Genomic DNA, 16,363 nt, shown 5'->3' with positions numbered 1-16,363 from the left:
TGAGTTTTAAAAATTCTTGAATTTTCAGCTTTATTAATCTTTATTTTATTGGCATAATAGAATTACAAGAAAAAGAGAAGTAGGTGAAATGGATGAATCATTCGGAACAGCCTTTCGATGTAAAAGAAGCACTTTTATTCAGTCAAAGAATGGCCCAATTGAGCAAAGCTCTTTGGAAATCCATTGAAAAGGACTGGCAGCAGTGGATCAAACCGTATAACCTAAATATCAATGAACATCATATTTTGTGGATTGCGTATCAATTAAAAGGAGCTTCAATATCAGAAATTGCAAAGTTTGGCGTCATGCACGTATCAACGGCGTTTAACTTCTCCAAGAAACTGGAGGAACGAGGATTTTTAAAATTTTCTAAAAAGTTAAACGATAAACGCAATACGTATATTGAGCTAACGCCAAAAGGCGAAGAGACATTCCATAAACTACTCGAAGATTATGACCCGGCAAGAACTGGTATTGTCAAAGGCGCACAGCCGCTTCATGACATTTACGGAAAGTTCCCTGAGATTTTAGAAATGATGTGTATTATCCGAAACATCTATGGTGAGGACTTCATGGAGATTTTTGAGAAATCGTTTTCAAACATTGAGAAGGACTTTTTAAATGAGCGAGGAAAAGTCACGAAAAAATCTGAGGAACTTGAAGACTCAGCTGATGCAGCAGAAAAAGCGGCTAAAGCAAATCAAATTGTTTAATGATCTTTATAAATTCATTCATTAACGGCTGAAACAGCCCTTGATCATGCAATGCAAATATCGTCTCATGCACATCCAGCTTTTCAATTAACTGTCCTGCAAAAAGCGCAAGCATATCGTCAAACATGACGTAGCCTTGTGCTTTTTGCTTGTCCATTTCCCCTGAAAGCTCAGCACAAATACGCTCAATATCCTGCGCCTCTTCTTTCGATACCTGCTGCCTCATCAATAATGCATAATATGGATAACGGCTCATATCGGTCGCCGTCAGCAAAAGTTCCATATAATATTCGAGCTGGCTCATTCGTTCCTCAATACTCATGTACGTTCCCTCTTTCTCTTAGTCTTTCTATTCTAGCCGAAATTACTCATTGACGAAAGAGACGAACCTCCCTCTTCTGTCTTTTTTTCTTGAAAAATCCAAAGTTTCCTCACTTTATTCCATATGAACACAACATTTAATTTTTTTTCATAAAAACCATTGATTTTTATCCTCAGGAAGAGTAAATTATCTTGAGATATTCAATTAGTTTTTTAAGATTGGAAGGATGAAAAATGAATTGTTGGAAGACCATTAATCTTGAAAAGGATTATGGTTATACAAGACTGCTGATTTCAGCCATAAGTCTTGCTATACTTTTTTTCATTATGGCTTTTTTATGTTTTCAACTGACTCATCCTGAAACGAGACTAAGCAGTCACAACGCACCGCTTTTCGCTATGCTTTTACTTGTGACGTTGCTTGTCCACCGTGTGGTTCACTTGATCCCAGTGATGAAAAACAAGAAAAAAATGACGTTATTTAAACGAAATTGCTGGCAGCGTGTGCCAAAGAACATCATGCTTTATTCACTTCTTAGTCCATTTTGTGTGATTTCACCGGTTTACTTTGTGTTAGGTGTGGCGTTTCCTATGTATGCACACTATTTTATCATCATCGCAAGTATTCATGCAGGCTATTGTTTGCCTGACTTTTTATTTGCATGGAAACTGCTCAAAGCACCTAAATCCTGCATCATCGATCAAGCCCAAGACGAGTTTGATATTTTAGTTGACCAAACATCCTCATCATGAGGTTTTTAAAGCCAACTTCTATCTTTTTCATAAAAAATTTGGTAATGTAGTATGGGAATAGCATAGAGAGGGGGGATCTCCGATAGTTTTATTTTACTTCATCGTCTTTGCCGCGTTTATTGTGTATTCAATAAACAGGCTTACTAATACATTATGCCTTGTCAGAGAGATTCCTGAAGAACGGCAAGATAAGGTGTTTCGCTTTATCAATGTATCGATACTGATCTTACTGATCTCATCATTTGTTGAAATTACCATATCTATTTAAGATCAAAGCAAAAGCTGCCAGTTTGAGGGCAGCTTTTTGTGTATATTGATTAATTAGCAAATCCAAGAAGCACCGATAATGATCAATAAGATGAATAACACGACGACTAGTGCAAAACCGCCTGCGAAGACTTCTCCTCCCATGTAAAAACACCTCCTGCCAGTTCTTCCTCTGTTCTAAGCTCAGTGTATGCAATTAAATTGAAAACGTTTAGGCACCTGTCATCGTTTGAAAAAAGAACCGCCCGCACGCATGGCAGGACGGCTCCTTTCTGTCACAGCGATTTAATTAGTAAAGATATGCTGCACCAACGATGATCAGCAAAATGAATAGCACGACCAATAAAGCAAACCCGTTAGAATATCCTGCTCCCATATAATTCAGCCTCCTTTTTGTGATCACTATATGTGTATGTCGCGCGCAAATTTTTGACTAGACGAATGCCCTTCCATTTGCATTTCTTTTTACAGCGTGTCACAATATGTTATGATACAAGCAATGATAAATAAATTGGAAAGATTAGGAGTGTTTTTTGAATGAAAAAAATGGCTTTAGCAGCTGTAACAGCAGTTAGTGTTTTAACTCTTGGCGCATGCAGTAGCGGTGATAAAGATGTCATCGCAACAACAAAATCAGGAGATGTCACAAAAGAAGAGCTTTATACAACTCTTAAGAAACAAGCAGGTGGAGATGCTTTAAATCTACTTGTTCAACAAAAGGTTCTTGCTGACAAATACAAAGTATCTGATAAAGAAATTGATAAGAAAATGGAAGAATATAAAAAGACACTTGGTGAAGATCGTTTAAAACAACTTCAAGATGAATTCGGAAAAGATTACATCAAAGATCAAGTGAAATATGAGCTGCTGACTCAAAAGGCTGCCAAAGCTAACATCAAAATCACTGATAAAGAAGTAAAAGCGTATTACGATGACCTAAAAGGGAAAATCCGCGCAAGCCACATTTTAGTAGCTGATAAGAAAACAGCTGACGAAGTGGAAAAGAAATTAGATAAAGGTGAAAAATGGGATGCTGTTGTGTCTGAATATTCAACTGATACCGCTTCAGCTGCACAAGGCGGAGATGTAGGCTGGTTCGCAAAAGAAGGTCAAATGGACGAGAACTTCAGTAAAGCTGCATTCAAACTAAAAGTGAATGAAATCAGCAAACCAGTGAAATCACAATTCGGCTACCATATCATTAAAAAGACCGAAGAACGCGGTAAATACGATGACATGAAAGCAGATTTGAAAAAAGAACTACTTAATCAAAAACAAGCAGACACAAATGAAATCCAAACCATCTTAAACAAATTGGTGAAAGATGCAGATGTGAAAGTAAAAGATAAAGAGCTTGAAAACACGTTCAAAGAAAAATCTCAACAACCTGCACAACAACAACAACAACAAAACCAATAATCACAAAAACCCCTCTGCCGTGATCAGGCAGAGGGGTTTTTTATAACATCTGATTAAGCAATCGAGTGATCTTCATGTGCCGCCGAATCCTGGGATCTTTTCATTTGCTGCCCCTGACGTCTGCGCTCTCTTTCTTGTTCCATTCGCTCGATAAAAATTTCTCCTTCCTTTTCAATAAAGGATTGATCAATCTCTTGCTCCTCTTTGGCCGTTGTCATTAATTTATACGCACAGAAAATAATACCAATGATACATGCATACACCCACCATGGAAAAAACAACATTTTTTCATCGCCTCCTTTTTTTCAGAACAACTCTCTTTTCCTTTGTGTTACATGCTTATGCAAAAAGAAGACAAGTTATGAAAAAAACGCCCGCATAAGCGGACGTTCTGACATGGTTATTCGTGAAAGGTTGGTTTATAAAATGAACGATTCTCTAGCGCAAAAATACGTTCTGTATATTCTCCTGGCTTCACATGCTCAAGCGCACGATCCATCATATTCATCTTCGCATCTAAATTATCAATATAGTGGAGAATTTCGGCTTCCTTCACCATTGGTGGTTTCGGACTTCCCCACTCACCTTTTCCGTGATGACTTAGTACTAAATGCTGTAGAATCAGAATTTCTTCTGAATCAATGCCGAGCTCTTCAGCAGCTTTCGCAATTTCTGTCACCATAATTGAAATATGACCAATTAAATTCCCTTCCACCGTATAGGTAGTTGAGACTGGGCCTGAAAGCTCTTTGACTTTTCCTAAATCATGAAGAATGATGCCTGAATATAAAAGATCTCGATCTAATGATGGATATAGATCCACAATGGATTTAGCCAAATGCAGCATGGACACCACGTGATAAGCAAGACCAGAAACAAATTCGTGATGGTTTTTTGTCGCTGCTGGATAATCAGCGAATTCCTGTCCATATTTTTTCAGCAAATGTCTTGTGACACGCTGTATATTAGGGTTTTTCATATCAAAAATATATTGCATAATCGTATCCATCATATCATGCTTTGGAATAGGAGCTGTTTCGAGAAAATCATCAATTCGAATTTGCTCATTTTCAGCAACAGGGCGTATATTCCTAAGTTTCAGCTGATTCCTCCCGCGATAATGATGAATATCGCCAACTACCTTCACAATGGTTTGTGCGGCATAGGTTTGTTCATCATTCTGCTTCGCATCCCATAATTTCGCCTCAATATCTCCACTTTGATCTTGAAGAATTAACGTTAAAAATGGTTTGCCATTACTCGCAATCCCTTTAGTAGATGATTTAATTAATAAATGCAGGTCAACTTGTTCGCCGACATCATAGGTCATGATCCCTTTAGCCATTCAATAAAAGCTCCTTCCATGTTTCTGCTCATATAAGTATAACATAAGTCATTATTTGTCAATCATTCAACTGTTAAACTCGTAACCTGTCCATCTTCTGCTGCTTGCTTCATATGCTCATGACAGGTGAAATAAAACAGCTGTGTTTCAAAACGTGTGAGCTCGTTCATCATCTCCAGCACTCTACCTAGACGAACGTGATCGAAATGAACAAAGCTGTCATCCATCATAAACGGCAGCTGGCAATCTTGCTGATGAGACAAAGCAAGTGCAAAGCGAATCGACAGATAGATCTGTTCACACGTTGCCTGTGAAAGCTCCTCTGGACGGAATATTCGTCCATCCATTCTTTTCACCATGAGCAAATCATCTTCAGGTGAAAAGAAAATCGCTTCATAACGATCATTTGTTAACGGTTGAATAAAACTAGAGGCTGTGTGAAGCAATGCAGGTAGCCTTGTTTCTTTATGCTCATTCAATTTTTCTCGTATGACGGTGCGGACAAGCTGAATGGCCGCCCATTTTTTGGCGAGGTCCTTCGCATGCTCCTGCTCTGCGGCAAGCTGATGAGTCAAATCAGACACTGTTCCGGAAGCTTCTATTTGCCGGATTTCCACCGCTAGTTCTGCTAAACGTTTTTCCATATTCTCCGCATTCAATTGAACGTCATGAAGGTGCTGCTTTGCTTCTGCGCACTCCTCCTCAAGGAGAGGTAGTCCTTTACGAACAATCCATTCCTCCTCTTCAAAACAACCGCTTCTATGAAGCTCTTGATTCAGCTGCTGCAGCTCAGAAAGCCGTTCCCGGTATTCTTTCGATAGATGAGAAAGCACTTGGTAATCTTCTTTGGACTCTGCTTCTACTTGACGAAAAAGCTCATCCGTTTGTTTTTCGTAATATTGAATTTCACCTTCTAGTGTCGTGAGTTGCTGCATCCCATGTTGAATGGATACATGTAATGTTTGGCGTTCTTTTTCTCTTTTCGCCTCATCTTTCAATATCTCTTGAAAGGCTGAAATATTCTCCCGAATAGTTCCTTCCTTGTTTTGAAAGATACTGCTTAACGCTGAAACTTTGCGCTCATAAATCGATTGCTGTTTGGAAAGCTCTTCTATTTCACGCTGAATCTCCTCATATGCCGCTGTATTCATTTTTAATTGTTTTAGAATATGGAAGGCCTCTTCTAGGAAAGAAAGCTCAGACGACAAGCCAAGCTGTCTCTTCATTTCCTCTACTTGCTGCTGGACAGGCTCCAGCTCTAGCTCCCAGTCTTCATATTGCCGGATGATTCTTTCGTACAGAAGCTCCTTCTGCCTCATAAGTGTTTCAGCTGAAGCTGCCTGCACTTGAAAGGAATCTAAGGTGTTTACTCCGTTTCTTTGTTTCATAGGGTTCATTTGACTGAATGAGTAAATGACAAAGAAGAGAAAAACAGAAAATCCCGCAAATAAGAGCGTGATCCACCACTCTGTTAAAAAGAAAAGAACAAGCAGTAACACCATATCAAATGCGATCAAGCCTCGGAATAACGACGCCAAGGAATAAACCGACTTCTTTTTCGATCTTGTCTCCTTCGCATCATTTTCTGCTCCGTGCAGTCTCACTTGCTGTTCCTTTAATCCTTTTAAAGCAACTTCTGCTTCGTCCAGCTCATGTCTCGCGTGATCAAAGCGTTCATCTAATTGCGCCTTTCTGTCCATGAGACGGATGTATTGATTGACAGTCTCCTTTAATTTCCACTCAAATTCAAGAGAATCGTCGATTTGTTCGAGCTTTATTGGACGCTCCCACTTTAGCTTTGCTTCCGCTTCATCTATTTTTTGTTTCAATGAATCACAGTTTGCTCGACACTCTGCTATGCGCTTTTTCACAAGCTCAGCATTAGATGCTTCATCTACGACGCATTTCATCTCCATTAAGGTATCCTTGTCATAAAGCGGCTGAACTTGTACGAGTGAGGTTTGTAAATGATCTAACTTCTGTTTCAGTGCAGTCAATTGAGCCCTTTTCGGATGAAGGTGTGATTCTAGTTTATCCAGCTCATGCTCGGTTTCTTCTCTAAAACGTTTGACCCGATCTGGATAGCGGGTTAATTCCTTTTTCAACTCCACTTTTTTCTCAATCATGGGATACACTTGAATGGATTCAGTCAGTTTCTGAAGGTGTTCTTCCGCTTGCTTCATTTCATGTTGAAGCTTTTCGATCGTCTCCGTTAATTCAGATTGCTCCCGTTTCTTTTCGGTATAGCTGCCTTCTACCAATCTCGCTTGTTTCAACTGACCTGTCAGCTCTTTTAAACGATCAAGCTGCTGGTTTAATTCAGGTTTCCGGCCATTTGGTTTAAACAGCTGTTCCTGTTGCTTTAGCAACCTGCTATCCATCTTGGTGGCTGCATCTGAGCCAAATAAACTTGAGAAAAGTAGGAATTCGCCTATCTGATCCTGATTTAAGGATTGGACATTTTGCAGTCCAAACACATCAAACGAATAGATTGATTGGTATAATCTGCGATCCGTTCCCTTTAAAAGTGTCTGTAAAAAAGCTTCGTCTTTCACTTCACCGTTCGGTAAAAACACCTGTGCTTGCCCACCGCGGTCGGATGTTCTCTCAATGTGAATAACGCCAATCTCGTCATCTTGACAAGTGAGGGAACCACCATAAAAAGAACCCTGTTTCATCTTGTACATCTTGTTTTTCGGAATACCAAATAACATCGATTCAATAAACGTTTTCAATGTCGTTTTCCCCGATTCATTCAGACCGTAAACTAGCTGAAAACCGTCATCAGAAAAGTGAAAGGTGCGATTTGAAAATTTCCCGAAATGGGCGATATGGAGTGAACGTATTTTCATTGTGCCTCTCCTTTTCTCATAATTGCTTTAGCTGTTCTGTCAGTAGCCTTTGTGCTTCTTCTTTTATATCCATTTCATCCTCTTTTGTGAGCGCTTTTCCTGACTTTCTATAGATTGGATGACGCCTGATCGGTGATAGAAGCTCTTCATATGCATCAAACTGTGACATTTCAGCAGTGAGTTCCTTCAAAAAAGAATCTTCTGGATAGGCGACAACCTCATTTGTTCGGCAGTCAATCGATATGACCCAAACGAATACATCTTCATCTTCTTCCTGTTCATGAAGAATGGTCATCAGCTCCTCAAGCAACTCAAGCTGAGTATGCTCAAAGTAAGGAGGAGCCTCACCCGTCAATTCAATTTTCACAAAACGAGGGATGCCATCCTTTTTCAGTTCACTCATTTTGTTATCCACAAGTGTCACAAGATCCGTCATATGAACCGTCTCTGTGATGTCTATTGCAAGTGTCTCAAACATCACATCCGAACAACTAATAAATTCCGCTGTTTCAGAATTCTCGGAGAGTTGAACAACGTAACAGCCTTTCTCTCCTGTTTCTTTTATATGTCTGCCCTGCATATTACCAGGATAAATAATCAACGGGTCTTCATGTAGAATGGCTCTTTTATGTATATGTCCAAGAGCCCAATAATCAAAATCCCGGGAAACGAGCTGCTCAAGCTGAAAAGGTGCATATGCGTCATGACCTTCTTGTCCAGCTAGTGTTCCGTGAAGCATCGCAATGTGATAGGCAGCATCTGTCGTTTTGACGTAATGAGAGGTCATATTTTCATAGACAGCACGCTCTTTATAGCTAAATCCATAAATACTTGCGACAAGCTGCTCTCCTCTATAATAGGATTGCTCACTTGGGGTACTGGTTGAAAAAACATGCACATTCTCCGGCCACTCAATTGGTGTCCATTCACCGCCTAAATGATCATGATTACCATAAATTATAAAGACTTCAATCCCTTGAGTTTGCAATCTTAGAAACTGATGTCTTAAAAACAGCTGTGCTTTCAGGCTGCGGTTTGATTCGTCAAATAAATCACCGCTCAGCAGCACAAAGTCTACTGCTCGAGAAATGGCGAGATCAAACATATTCTTCGCACTTTGAAATGTACTTTCTTTGAGCCGCTTAAAGGGTAAGCTAGGAATATTCGACATTCCTGCAAATGGACTGTCTAAATGTAAATCTGCGGCATGAATAAAGGTGAGCTTAGTCAAACGTCTATCTCCTTGTCCGATACTGTCATTGTCCATATTTTATCATGCCATTTTTGCGAATGCACGTTCTATCACTCTTATTCTAAAAAACGCATTTTTAAGAGCTAAAAAGGAGGTTTTGTCTTATTCTTTGTTTAAATACATAGAAAAGCAGAGGAAAGGAAGTTGAGGAATGGTGAAGACATACTTTTTAACTGTATTTGACCCATCGGGTGAAACTTTATTAAATGAAAAAATCACAACGGATAGTGATGAAAAGGCAAAGGAATTAGGTCGCCATCGCTTAATCGAACAGCAATACACGAAGCATTCTCATCGGCTCGTTGATGATGCAGGCAAGCTGCTTTTATTTGAACGTTAAAAAAGCCGGCATTCGCCGGCCTCAGATTGTTGGCAAAGGGCTAAAATGATCTTGATTTTAGCCCTTTGTCTTCTTTACAGCGTGATAGAAAACCTTTGCAGTCTAGGAAGGACGAGCATCGGAGCGGAACGAATTGAACATTCGTGAGCACCGAAGCGCAGACCTGACACCGAATGCGAGGGTTTGTCTACACGCTGAAGCCGGCATTCGCCGGCCTCACATTCGTTTATACATTCTGGAACACAGGTCGTCTTTTTTCTAAAAAGGCCTGAATGCCTTCCTTATGATCACGGCTTTTCCTTAGTCTAGCCTGTGCCGCCCTCTCCTTTTGAAGAACGGCTAGCAGCTGTGATTCTGACTGCTGGAAATAGATTCGCTTTGTCTCGATAAATGCTTGAAGCGGCATGTTCATAAACAGCTTCGCGCACTCTTTTTGATACGCATCGACTTCCTCTTGAAACACGCCGTCTGCAAGGCGCAACTTTAGCGCTTCTTCAGCCGGAAGCTTTTGTCCGCTCCAAATCAATTGTTTAGCGGTTTGTTCACTGACTCTTTTTGTGAGGAAAAAGTGCCCTCCGCCATCTGGAATTAAGCCTACTCCATTAAAATTCATGGCGAGCTTTGCATCTTGATGCATAAACAAGTAGTCACAGCTTAAAGCAAAGCTAAAAGCAAGACCTGCCGCTGACCCATGGACAAGAGCAATCGTTACTTTTTTCATACCAGCTAGAGAAAGCGTAATCCCCTCGATCAAATCCATTACACGATGGAAATCCTCTTCATTTTCCTGCTTTAGCATCATGCCAATATCTCCGCCTGCTGAAAATCCTTTTCCTGCGCCCTTGATCACAACGACTTTTGCACTACTTTCCTCCGCCGCATCACATGCCTCTTTGAATTCAGCAAACATGTCCACATGAAATGAATTGTAAGCATCTGGCCTATTGAAAACGATTTCAAAAATATCCCCCTCTAGCTGACAATTGATATATGTCATCATCCATCCCCCTTTTCTTTAAACACATGACTTACTTCCATTTCAACCCGAATAATTCCTTTTCCTCAGTTTAAAAATTTCAGGATTAGTTGATACCATAACAAGTATAATTATTAAAACAAGAATCTAATGAAAAAGAGCCCTATGTTTGGGCCCTTTTTATCTCTTATCCAAATTGCTGAAAGGCTGTTTCCTTCTTGACTGGCGCTTCTTTGACCCCACGAATGGTTTGAATCACTTTCTGGTTGCGGTAGATGGATAGTTTTAAATTGGTCGCCGCTGTTCCATGAGAGTGATCTAGGTTCGTAAATGTAAAGAAATGATGCGGACGCTTGTCTTTGAACACAAGCCTGAAGTCTTCTGTCACTTTAAAGTGCTCTTCACTTTCCCATTCAATTAAAGGTTCATACGCACTAAACCACGCCGGGATATTCGGTTTGTACCCTGTAGCCAATACGGCACGATCTACTGTTATGCTCTTTTCTTTCTTTAGCTGCCACTGCTTTAGGTGCAGTTTGAGGGACTGATTCTCTTCCACCTGAATGGCTTCAAGCTCGGTCATTGGCTGAATAATCACAGATGGCTCTTCGCCCGAAACAGATCGGTGATACAATTCCTGGTAAATGCGTGAGAGCGTCGATGCATCTATCCCATTTCTTAATCCAGTCAGCCTAGGCAATGTGTTGATTCGTTCTTCATAAGGAAGCGAATGGAAATATTCGACGTACTTTGGTGTAAACAGCTCCTGGCCAAGCTCAGCCGTCTCCAGCTCTCTAAATTCACTAGATCGCGTAAACCAAGAAAGTTGCTGCCCTTTCTTCTGATGCTGGAGCAGGTCTAAGAAGATTTCGGCTGCACTCTGCCCAGAACCAATCACCGTCACCGCATCAGCTTCTTGAAGTTCTTTCTGCTGGTCTAAATACCGGCTGCTATGGGTCACATATGGCAGTGCAGCATCAGGCATATCGACCGGAATCATCGGTTTGCTTCCTGTTCCGAGCACGACATGTTTTGCCCTATATTCAGAAAGCGATCCATCCTTCAAGCATCTGACTTTCACAAGATAACCACCTTGGCAGTCCGTCACTTCTTCTACCTTCATCCCAAATTGACAGCTATCTAATTCACGTGCGACCCATGATAAATACTCATTGAATTCTCTTCGCGGAATGTCAAACTGTTCAAATGTATAGAAACGGTGAAGTCTATTTGATTCATGTAAATAATTTAAAAATGTATACCTGCTCCTTGGATTCGCCATCGTCACAAGATCAGCTAAAAAGGAGACTTGTAAATCCGTTCCTTTGATCAGCATACCAGGATGCCAGGCAAATTCCGTCTCCTGCTCAAAAAAACAGCATGAAACATCTTCATACTCCTCTAACAAAGCCGCCAACCCTAAATTGGCAGGTCCAATCCCAATTCCGATCACATCAATCATATGTACACCTGCTTTAACTTTTTATCACTTATATACCCTTTTACAAATGAAAAAAACACTGCGTCACCGCAGTGTTTAAACGTGAGGAACAAATAATGAGTCAAGAAATTGAATTTTCTCTTCAGTATAGTGTTCATAACGGTCATTATACGATTTTGGATCTTTTGGATTGGCATATTGCGTAATTTTTCCTGAACGTGGATCAATGAACTTACTAGCAGCACCACATCCAATCCCGATGATCGTCTGCACTTCTTCCATAATCATGATATTATACAAACTTTCCTGTCCATCTAATGAATAACCGACATTTTCAAGGTTCCCTAAGATGTTTTTTTGTCTATATAAATAATAAGGATGATAGTCATGTGCTTTCGTCCAAGCGACTGCTTCATCCATCATACGTGTGATTTCTTCTCGGTCAGCTACTTGATATTTGTCTTTATTGCGCGTCATCTCAGACGCCCTTTTAAAGGAGAGCGTATGCACAGTTAACGATTCAGGCTTAAGTTCTTCAGTCTGCTTCAAGGAATGCTGGAATTCCTTGAGCCCTTCTCCTGGCAAACCGATAATTAAATCCATATTAATGTTATTCATGCCGTATTCTCTTGATAAGTGATACTTTTCAATCGTTTCTTCTACACTATGGTGCCGGCCAATGGCTTTCAGTGTTTCATTCTCATACGATTGTGGATTGATACTAATCCGGTCAATATGATATCGGTTTAGTACCTCTAGCTTATCCGGCGAAATCGTATCAGGACGCCCTGCTTCGACAGTCACTTCCCGTATATGTTTCACATCAGGGAACGAGCGATACATTTCTTCATAGAGCAAATCCATTTCTTCCGCAGTGATACTTGTCGGCGTACCGCCGCCAAAGTAAACGGTTGTCACTTTGATCCCATGTTCTTTTAGCCAAGTACCGATTTTTTGCATTTCATAATGCAGACCAAACAAAAACGTTCCCACTCTTCCAGCTTGTCCTTTAATCGCATAAGCAGGAAACGTGCAATAAGCGCATTTTGTTGGGCAGAAAGGAATACCAATATAAATACTTACTTCCTGCTGAAGGTCATACAGATCCGGAATCGCTTGAAGCTGACGGTCCACAATCTCCTGCATCAAATCGATTTTTTCATCATGAATCAAATAATCACGCTTTAATGCGGCATGCGCATCTTCTTTTGTCATACCTTCTCTCAGCATCTTATGAAGTAATTTTGTAGGACGTATCCCTGTGAGAATCCCCCACTTTTGCGTCATTCCTGTGTGCTCCTGAAGCAGATGTAAATAAACAGACAGCACTGTGTTTTTAATTTGCTTCCATCGCTCCTTATCATTCAAGTCCTCTGCGACGTCTCGCGAAAAACGACTAGTGATATCTGATCCATCGATGTAACCAGATGCCTCCACCGTTCCATTTTCTTCTTTCCAGCTAAACTCCATGGTTAAGCCATCTTCCAATTCACCTGTATCAAACAGCACTTCACTATCTTCTTCAAATAAATTGGCTATATTGACAAGCGGGCGATGAAATCGTTCATCTGACAGCCCTTTAATTAAAATTCGCATCGTATCACCTTTATCTTCAAACTTGTTTCATTTTACAAAATCTATGTAGGAAAAGCAATGACTGGAACAGCTTAAGGCCCTGCCATTTCTTGATTGACAGGGCCTTCATCTTTATCATCGTTTAATATCGAATTGATGTAAGAATCCTTCTCTTTGCTGCATTCTAAAGTATTCTTTGATCATATAAGCGACTCCCTGTTCATCTTGCGAACGTGTCACCCAATCGGCTTTTCGCTTAACAGAATGAGGTGCATTTCCCATCGCGACGCCTAAGCCAGCCAATTCGAGCATTGGGATATCATCTGTTCCCTGCCCAATGACTACCGTATCTTCTAAAGTCAAACCTAATGCTGAGGTCAAAAGAGAAAGCCCCGCTTCTTTCGATACGCCTTTGCATACAATATTCATTTTCTCATCACTGATCCGAATCAGATCGACAGATGGAAAAGCCTGTTGAATGGTTCGGTGAATTTCAGGTTGAAGCTCTGCCGTTGAATATACTTCAATCACTGGAGTACTGACCGGTTCATCCATCAGCATATCACTTAGCGATTCAACAAATTGCACGGGATAGAAAATTGGATCAGACGGATGAATCAACGTCTTTCCCATCAGCTGTGACTGCGTTTTTTTTCGGTTGCCAATCGAGAATTTTTCATGCAGTAAGCGAACATTACAATCAAAGCTTTCAAGAATTTGTACAAGATTAAATGTTTTTTCTTCCGTTAGTTTCTTCACATGAAGCGGCTCATCGAGTTTATTCGCGATAAATGCACCACTATGCGTCACAAGGGTTGACGTTGGAATCTTCAACGCCTTGGCAATTTTTTGTGCGGAACGAAAATGACGGTTGGTGACAAGCGTCACGTAAACCCCTTTTTTCTTCACGTATTCCACAGCTTCTTTTGTAGCGGAATGGATTTTTCCATTGGAACGAAGTAACGTCCCATCTATATTGAGTGCAAGTAATTTTTTTGACACTGAGGCATCCCCCTTCTTGATGACTGTACTTACGATGAGGATATGCCCTAGCTTGGTGCTTTAGAACATGCAGTTGAAAGAGCCCTGTGTGTGATAAATCTTTGTAAATAAAAAAAGCCTACCCCTAGGCTTTTTTTTATGTATGGTTTGGATGCGTCACAATGAGGTGATGAAGCTCCCCATGATCCCCTTATCTTTCACACACCAAAGCATTGCTTATATCAGATCCCCTTATGCTTTGCGTTTCTCCCAGAAGCGCTTCTCTCTCGTTTGGCTAATCGCCTTAAATCCCAAGTGAAACGCACCCAATTGCCCCATGAGAGCGCTTGTTTGAAAGCACTTTCAATATAAGTATTATCGCAGAATTTATGAGCTTCGACAACCTTTTTTTAAAAAGTTGGACAGGGAACATATGAAATAAAAAAAGGGCGAATATCATCGCCCTTTTCATTAATTTTCTTCTGGATTTCCATAAAGCTCTTCAAGAGGCTTCATGATCACTTTATTTAATTCTCCGATGAGAACACTCACACGTTGTTCTGCTTCCATCAACTGAGAGATTTTATCGTGCTGTTGAACAAGTGCTACTGTTTTTTGAGCTTGCTCCACTTCTTCTTGTGTGATCTCTTGACCAGTCATTTGTTTTTGTTGAAGGTTTACTTGAATGTCACGGAAGTTCTCAAACATTCTTTTAGAGGATTCATCCGCGTTTACCTCATCATAAAGATTTTTTAAAGTTGAATATTCTTCGCTATGACGCAGTGCTTTTTCAAGGTCATATGCAACATCATAAACATTTACAGACATGTTATGTCTCCTTTCTATCCGTTATCACCGATATGATCGGCGGACACCACTCCACTATAACAAACTATGGCTTTCGTTTCACATATATACAATGAATTCATCAAAATTTCTCTAGACTGTCTTAAAATAGAGTGACAAAGATTGCTTGGATTGCACCGATTAATCCGCCTAAAAGACCGCCTAGGAATGTAATCATCTTAAGCTCTTTATTGGAAATACTGACGACAAGCTCTTCCATTTTTTCTAACGGAAAAAGTTCAATTTGTTCACGAATAATGTCTTCAAATTGCAGCTTTGCAAGCAGACCCTCTAAAACATTCGATGCCGCACTAATTCCCTTTTGAATTAGTACTGGTGCAACGTGTGTTTTAAGATCAGCCGCTACAGCACTGACATATGCCCCCACTGGTCTGTCTAATATCAGCTTTGTTGAGAAATGAGAAAGCAAATGGTTTTTCACACTAAATATAAGTTCCTTCACATTCCATTTTTCATCAAGCTCCTGTAGGCTGAACTGCTTCACCTTGTCCCATTCTTGAATAAGCAAATCCGATAAAAACCTTTTTGTCTCCGCGTTTCTTAAAAATTTGATGATTTCAGGATGTACCCGATCAATTAAGCTTGAATTTCCTAGAAACATTTGAACCATACTACCGAGCATTCCTCTTTCTTTTAAGAAGTCATCAATCATATTACCGAGTCTTGATTTTCCTTCCTCACTTTCAAAATAATGAATCCCTCTCTTTAAAATATAATCTGCTGCATTTGGAATTTTGGAAGATATTTTATTTTCGACATTTAGTGGCAGCAATTCAGCTAAAGTTTGCTCATTATATTTTTTTAGAAGTGAATTGAGCTTCTGTTCAGACCACTCATGGATCCATTCATCTGCTTTGACGTCAGCCTGGGATACACCGAAGTTTTCAAGCAAAGATAGCACTGTGATCTCCATTTCAGCGCCTTTGTCAATATATCGATGCACTGTATGTAAGATCTCTTGCTTTGCCTCCGAAGATTCAAATCGCTTTTGAATACCTTCTGGCGTGAGCAAATGCTCCATCACCATGACACCAACCTGCTTAGCTACTTCGTCTCTTCTTTTTGGAATGAGCCCTGGTGTAAAAGGAAGCTGTTTGCCGAATAAGTAATACGGTTTATAAGGGCGAAAAAGCATTTTAATCGCAAGATGGTTTGTTGCTGCTCCAATGACTGCGCCTATCACAATCATAAAGATAAACGTTGTGAATATATTCAAAGTCGTCATCAACCTTTCAAATAACACCTGATGTTTATTGGTTTA

At 40.2% G+C, this 16,363-nt stretch carries 18 protein-coding genes; 5 read left to right on the top strand and 13 right to left on the bottom strand.

Going from position 1 to position 16,363, the window contains the following annotated elements:
• Positions 1-92: 92 nt before the first annotated feature.
• The gene (locus MHI35_RS04870; RefSeq protein WP_144472268.1) at positions 93-713 is read left to right on the top strand and encodes an HTH-type transcriptional regulator Hpr; all 621 of its coding nucleotides are present in this window, start codon (positions 93-95) and stop codon (positions 711-713) included.
• Here MHI35_RS04870 and MHI35_RS04865 read toward each other — a convergent pair.
• A complete protein-coding gene (locus MHI35_RS04865; RefSeq protein ID WP_335348927.1) occupies positions 691-1,035 on the bottom strand; it encodes a YhaI family protein in 345 nt (114 codons plus the stop codon). The genes MHI35_RS04870 and MHI35_RS04865 overlap by 23 nt on opposite strands.
• A gap of 233 nt (positions 1,036-1,268) precedes the next feature.
• Between MHI35_RS04865 and MHI35_RS04860 the strand changes: the two genes are divergently transcribed.
• Together MHI35_RS04860 and MHI35_RS04855 are read left to right on the top strand one after the other, a co-directional pair.
• Entirely contained in the window at positions 1,269-1,787 is a 519-nt protein-coding gene (locus MHI35_RS04860; RefSeq protein WP_335348928.1) for a DUF3267 domain-containing protein, read from the top strand.
• An 82-nt stretch (positions 1,788-1,869) separates the two neighbouring features.
• Entirely contained in the window at positions 1,870-2,055 is a 186-nt protein-coding gene (locus MHI35_RS04855; RefSeq protein ID WP_072368131.1) for a hypothetical protein, read from the top strand.
• 53 nt (positions 2,056-2,108) lie between these two features.
• On the opposite strand, the gene MHI35_RS04850 is transcribed toward MHI35_RS04855, so the two are convergent.
• Together MHI35_RS04850 and MHI35_RS04845 are read right to left on the bottom strand one after the other, a co-directional pair.
• Complete coding sequence (locus MHI35_RS04850; RefSeq protein WP_017360317.1) at positions 2,109-2,198, bottom strand: YjcZ family sporulation protein; 90 nt, start codon at positions 2,196-2,198, stop codon at positions 2,109-2,111.
• 145 nt (positions 2,199-2,343) lie between these two features.
• Positions 2,344-2,430, bottom strand: coding sequence for a YjcZ family sporulation protein (locus MHI35_RS04845; RefSeq protein ID WP_008361129.1), 87 nt, complete (start codon positions 2,428-2,430; stop codon positions 2,344-2,346).
• A gap of 161 nt (positions 2,431-2,591) precedes the next feature.
• Between MHI35_RS04845 and MHI35_RS04840 the strand changes: the two genes are divergently transcribed.
• A complete protein-coding gene (locus MHI35_RS04840; RefSeq protein WP_335348929.1) occupies positions 2,592-3,473 on the top strand; it encodes a peptidylprolyl isomerase in 882 nt (293 codons plus the stop codon).
• 53 nt (positions 3,474-3,526) lie between these two features.
• On the opposite strand, the gene MHI35_RS04835 is transcribed toward MHI35_RS04840, so the two are convergent.
• The 4 genes from MHI35_RS04835 to MHI35_RS04820 form a co-directional block, all read right to left on the bottom strand.
• The gene (locus MHI35_RS04835; protein ID WP_012009448.1) at positions 3,527-3,757 is read right to left on the bottom strand and encodes a sporulation YhaL family protein; all 231 of its coding nucleotides are present in this window, start codon (positions 3,755-3,757) and stop codon (positions 3,527-3,529) included.
• Positions 3,758-3,873: 116 nt separating this feature from the next.
• The gene (gene yhaM, locus MHI35_RS04830; protein ID WP_003211952.1) at positions 3,874-4,818 is read right to left on the bottom strand and encodes a 3'-5' exoribonuclease YhaM; all 945 of its coding nucleotides are present in this window, start codon (positions 4,816-4,818) and stop codon (positions 3,874-3,876) included.
• A 62-nt stretch (positions 4,819-4,880) separates the two neighbouring features.
• On the bottom strand, positions 4,881-7,670 hold the full coding sequence (locus MHI35_RS04825; RefSeq protein WP_335348930.1) for an ATP-binding protein: 2,790 nt from the start codon (positions 7,668-7,670) through the stop codon (positions 4,881-4,883).
• 16 nt (positions 7,671-7,686) lie between these two features.
• Positions 7,687-8,901 carry a metallophosphoesterase family protein gene (locus MHI35_RS04820; protein WP_335348931.1) on the bottom strand — a complete coding sequence of 405 codons (1,215 nt, stop codon included), beginning with the start codon at positions 8,899-8,901 and terminating at the stop codon, positions 7,687-7,689.
• Between the two features lie 172 nt (positions 8,902-9,073).
• Between MHI35_RS04820 and MHI35_RS04815 the strand changes: the two genes are divergently transcribed.
• Positions 9,074-9,262, top strand: a complete 189-nt coding sequence (locus MHI35_RS04815; RefSeq protein WP_144522453.1) for a YhzD family protein — start codon at positions 9,074-9,076, stop codon at positions 9,260-9,262.
• Positions 9,263-9,488: 226 nt separating this feature from the next.
• Here MHI35_RS04815 and MHI35_RS04810 read toward each other — a convergent pair whose 3' ends face one another.
• The 6 genes from MHI35_RS04810 to MHI35_RS04785 form a co-directional block, all read right to left on the bottom strand.
• A complete protein-coding gene (locus tag MHI35_RS04810; protein WP_211063236.1) occupies positions 9,489-10,259 on the bottom strand; it encodes an enoyl-CoA hydratase in 771 nt (256 codons plus the stop codon).
• A gap of 166 nt (positions 10,260-10,425) precedes the next feature.
• A complete protein-coding gene (locus tag MHI35_RS04805; RefSeq protein WP_335348932.1) occupies positions 10,426-11,700 on the bottom strand; it encodes a lysine N(6)-hydroxylase/L-ornithine N(5)-oxygenase family protein in 1,275 nt (424 codons plus the stop codon).
• A 75-nt stretch (positions 11,701-11,775) separates the two neighbouring features.
• Positions 11,776-13,275, bottom strand: a complete 1,500-nt coding sequence (locus tag MHI35_RS04800) for a coproporphyrinogen III oxidase (protein ID WP_144522450.1) — start codon at positions 13,273-13,275, stop codon at positions 11,776-11,778.
• A 114-nt stretch (positions 13,276-13,389) separates the two neighbouring features.
• Positions 13,390-14,256 carry a Cof-type HAD-IIB family hydrolase gene (locus MHI35_RS04795; protein WP_060595898.1) on the bottom strand — a complete coding sequence of 289 codons (867 nt, stop codon included), beginning with the start codon at positions 14,254-14,256 and terminating at the stop codon, positions 13,390-13,392.
• Between the two features lie 450 nt (positions 14,257-14,706).
• Positions 14,707-15,063 (bottom strand): YlbF family regulator, encoded by a 357-nt coding sequence (locus tag MHI35_RS04790; protein WP_012009440.1) that lies wholly within the window; start codon positions 15,061-15,063, stop codon positions 14,707-14,709.
• Between the two features lie 121 nt (positions 15,064-15,184).
• Positions 15,185-16,318, bottom strand: a complete 1,134-nt coding sequence (locus MHI35_RS04785; protein WP_211063239.1) for a DUF445 domain-containing protein — start codon at positions 16,316-16,318, stop codon at positions 15,185-15,187.
• Positions 16,319-16,363 lie beyond the last annotated feature (45 nt).

The organism is Bacillus sp. FSL K6-3459, assembly GCF_038003305.1.
Taxonomy (GTDB): domain Bacteria; phylum Bacillota; class Bacilli; order Bacillales; family Bacillaceae; genus Bacillus; species Bacillus pumilus_O.
Note: the sequence above shows the minus strand (reverse complement) of the source record. Positions and strands in the feature narration are given on the sequence as shown.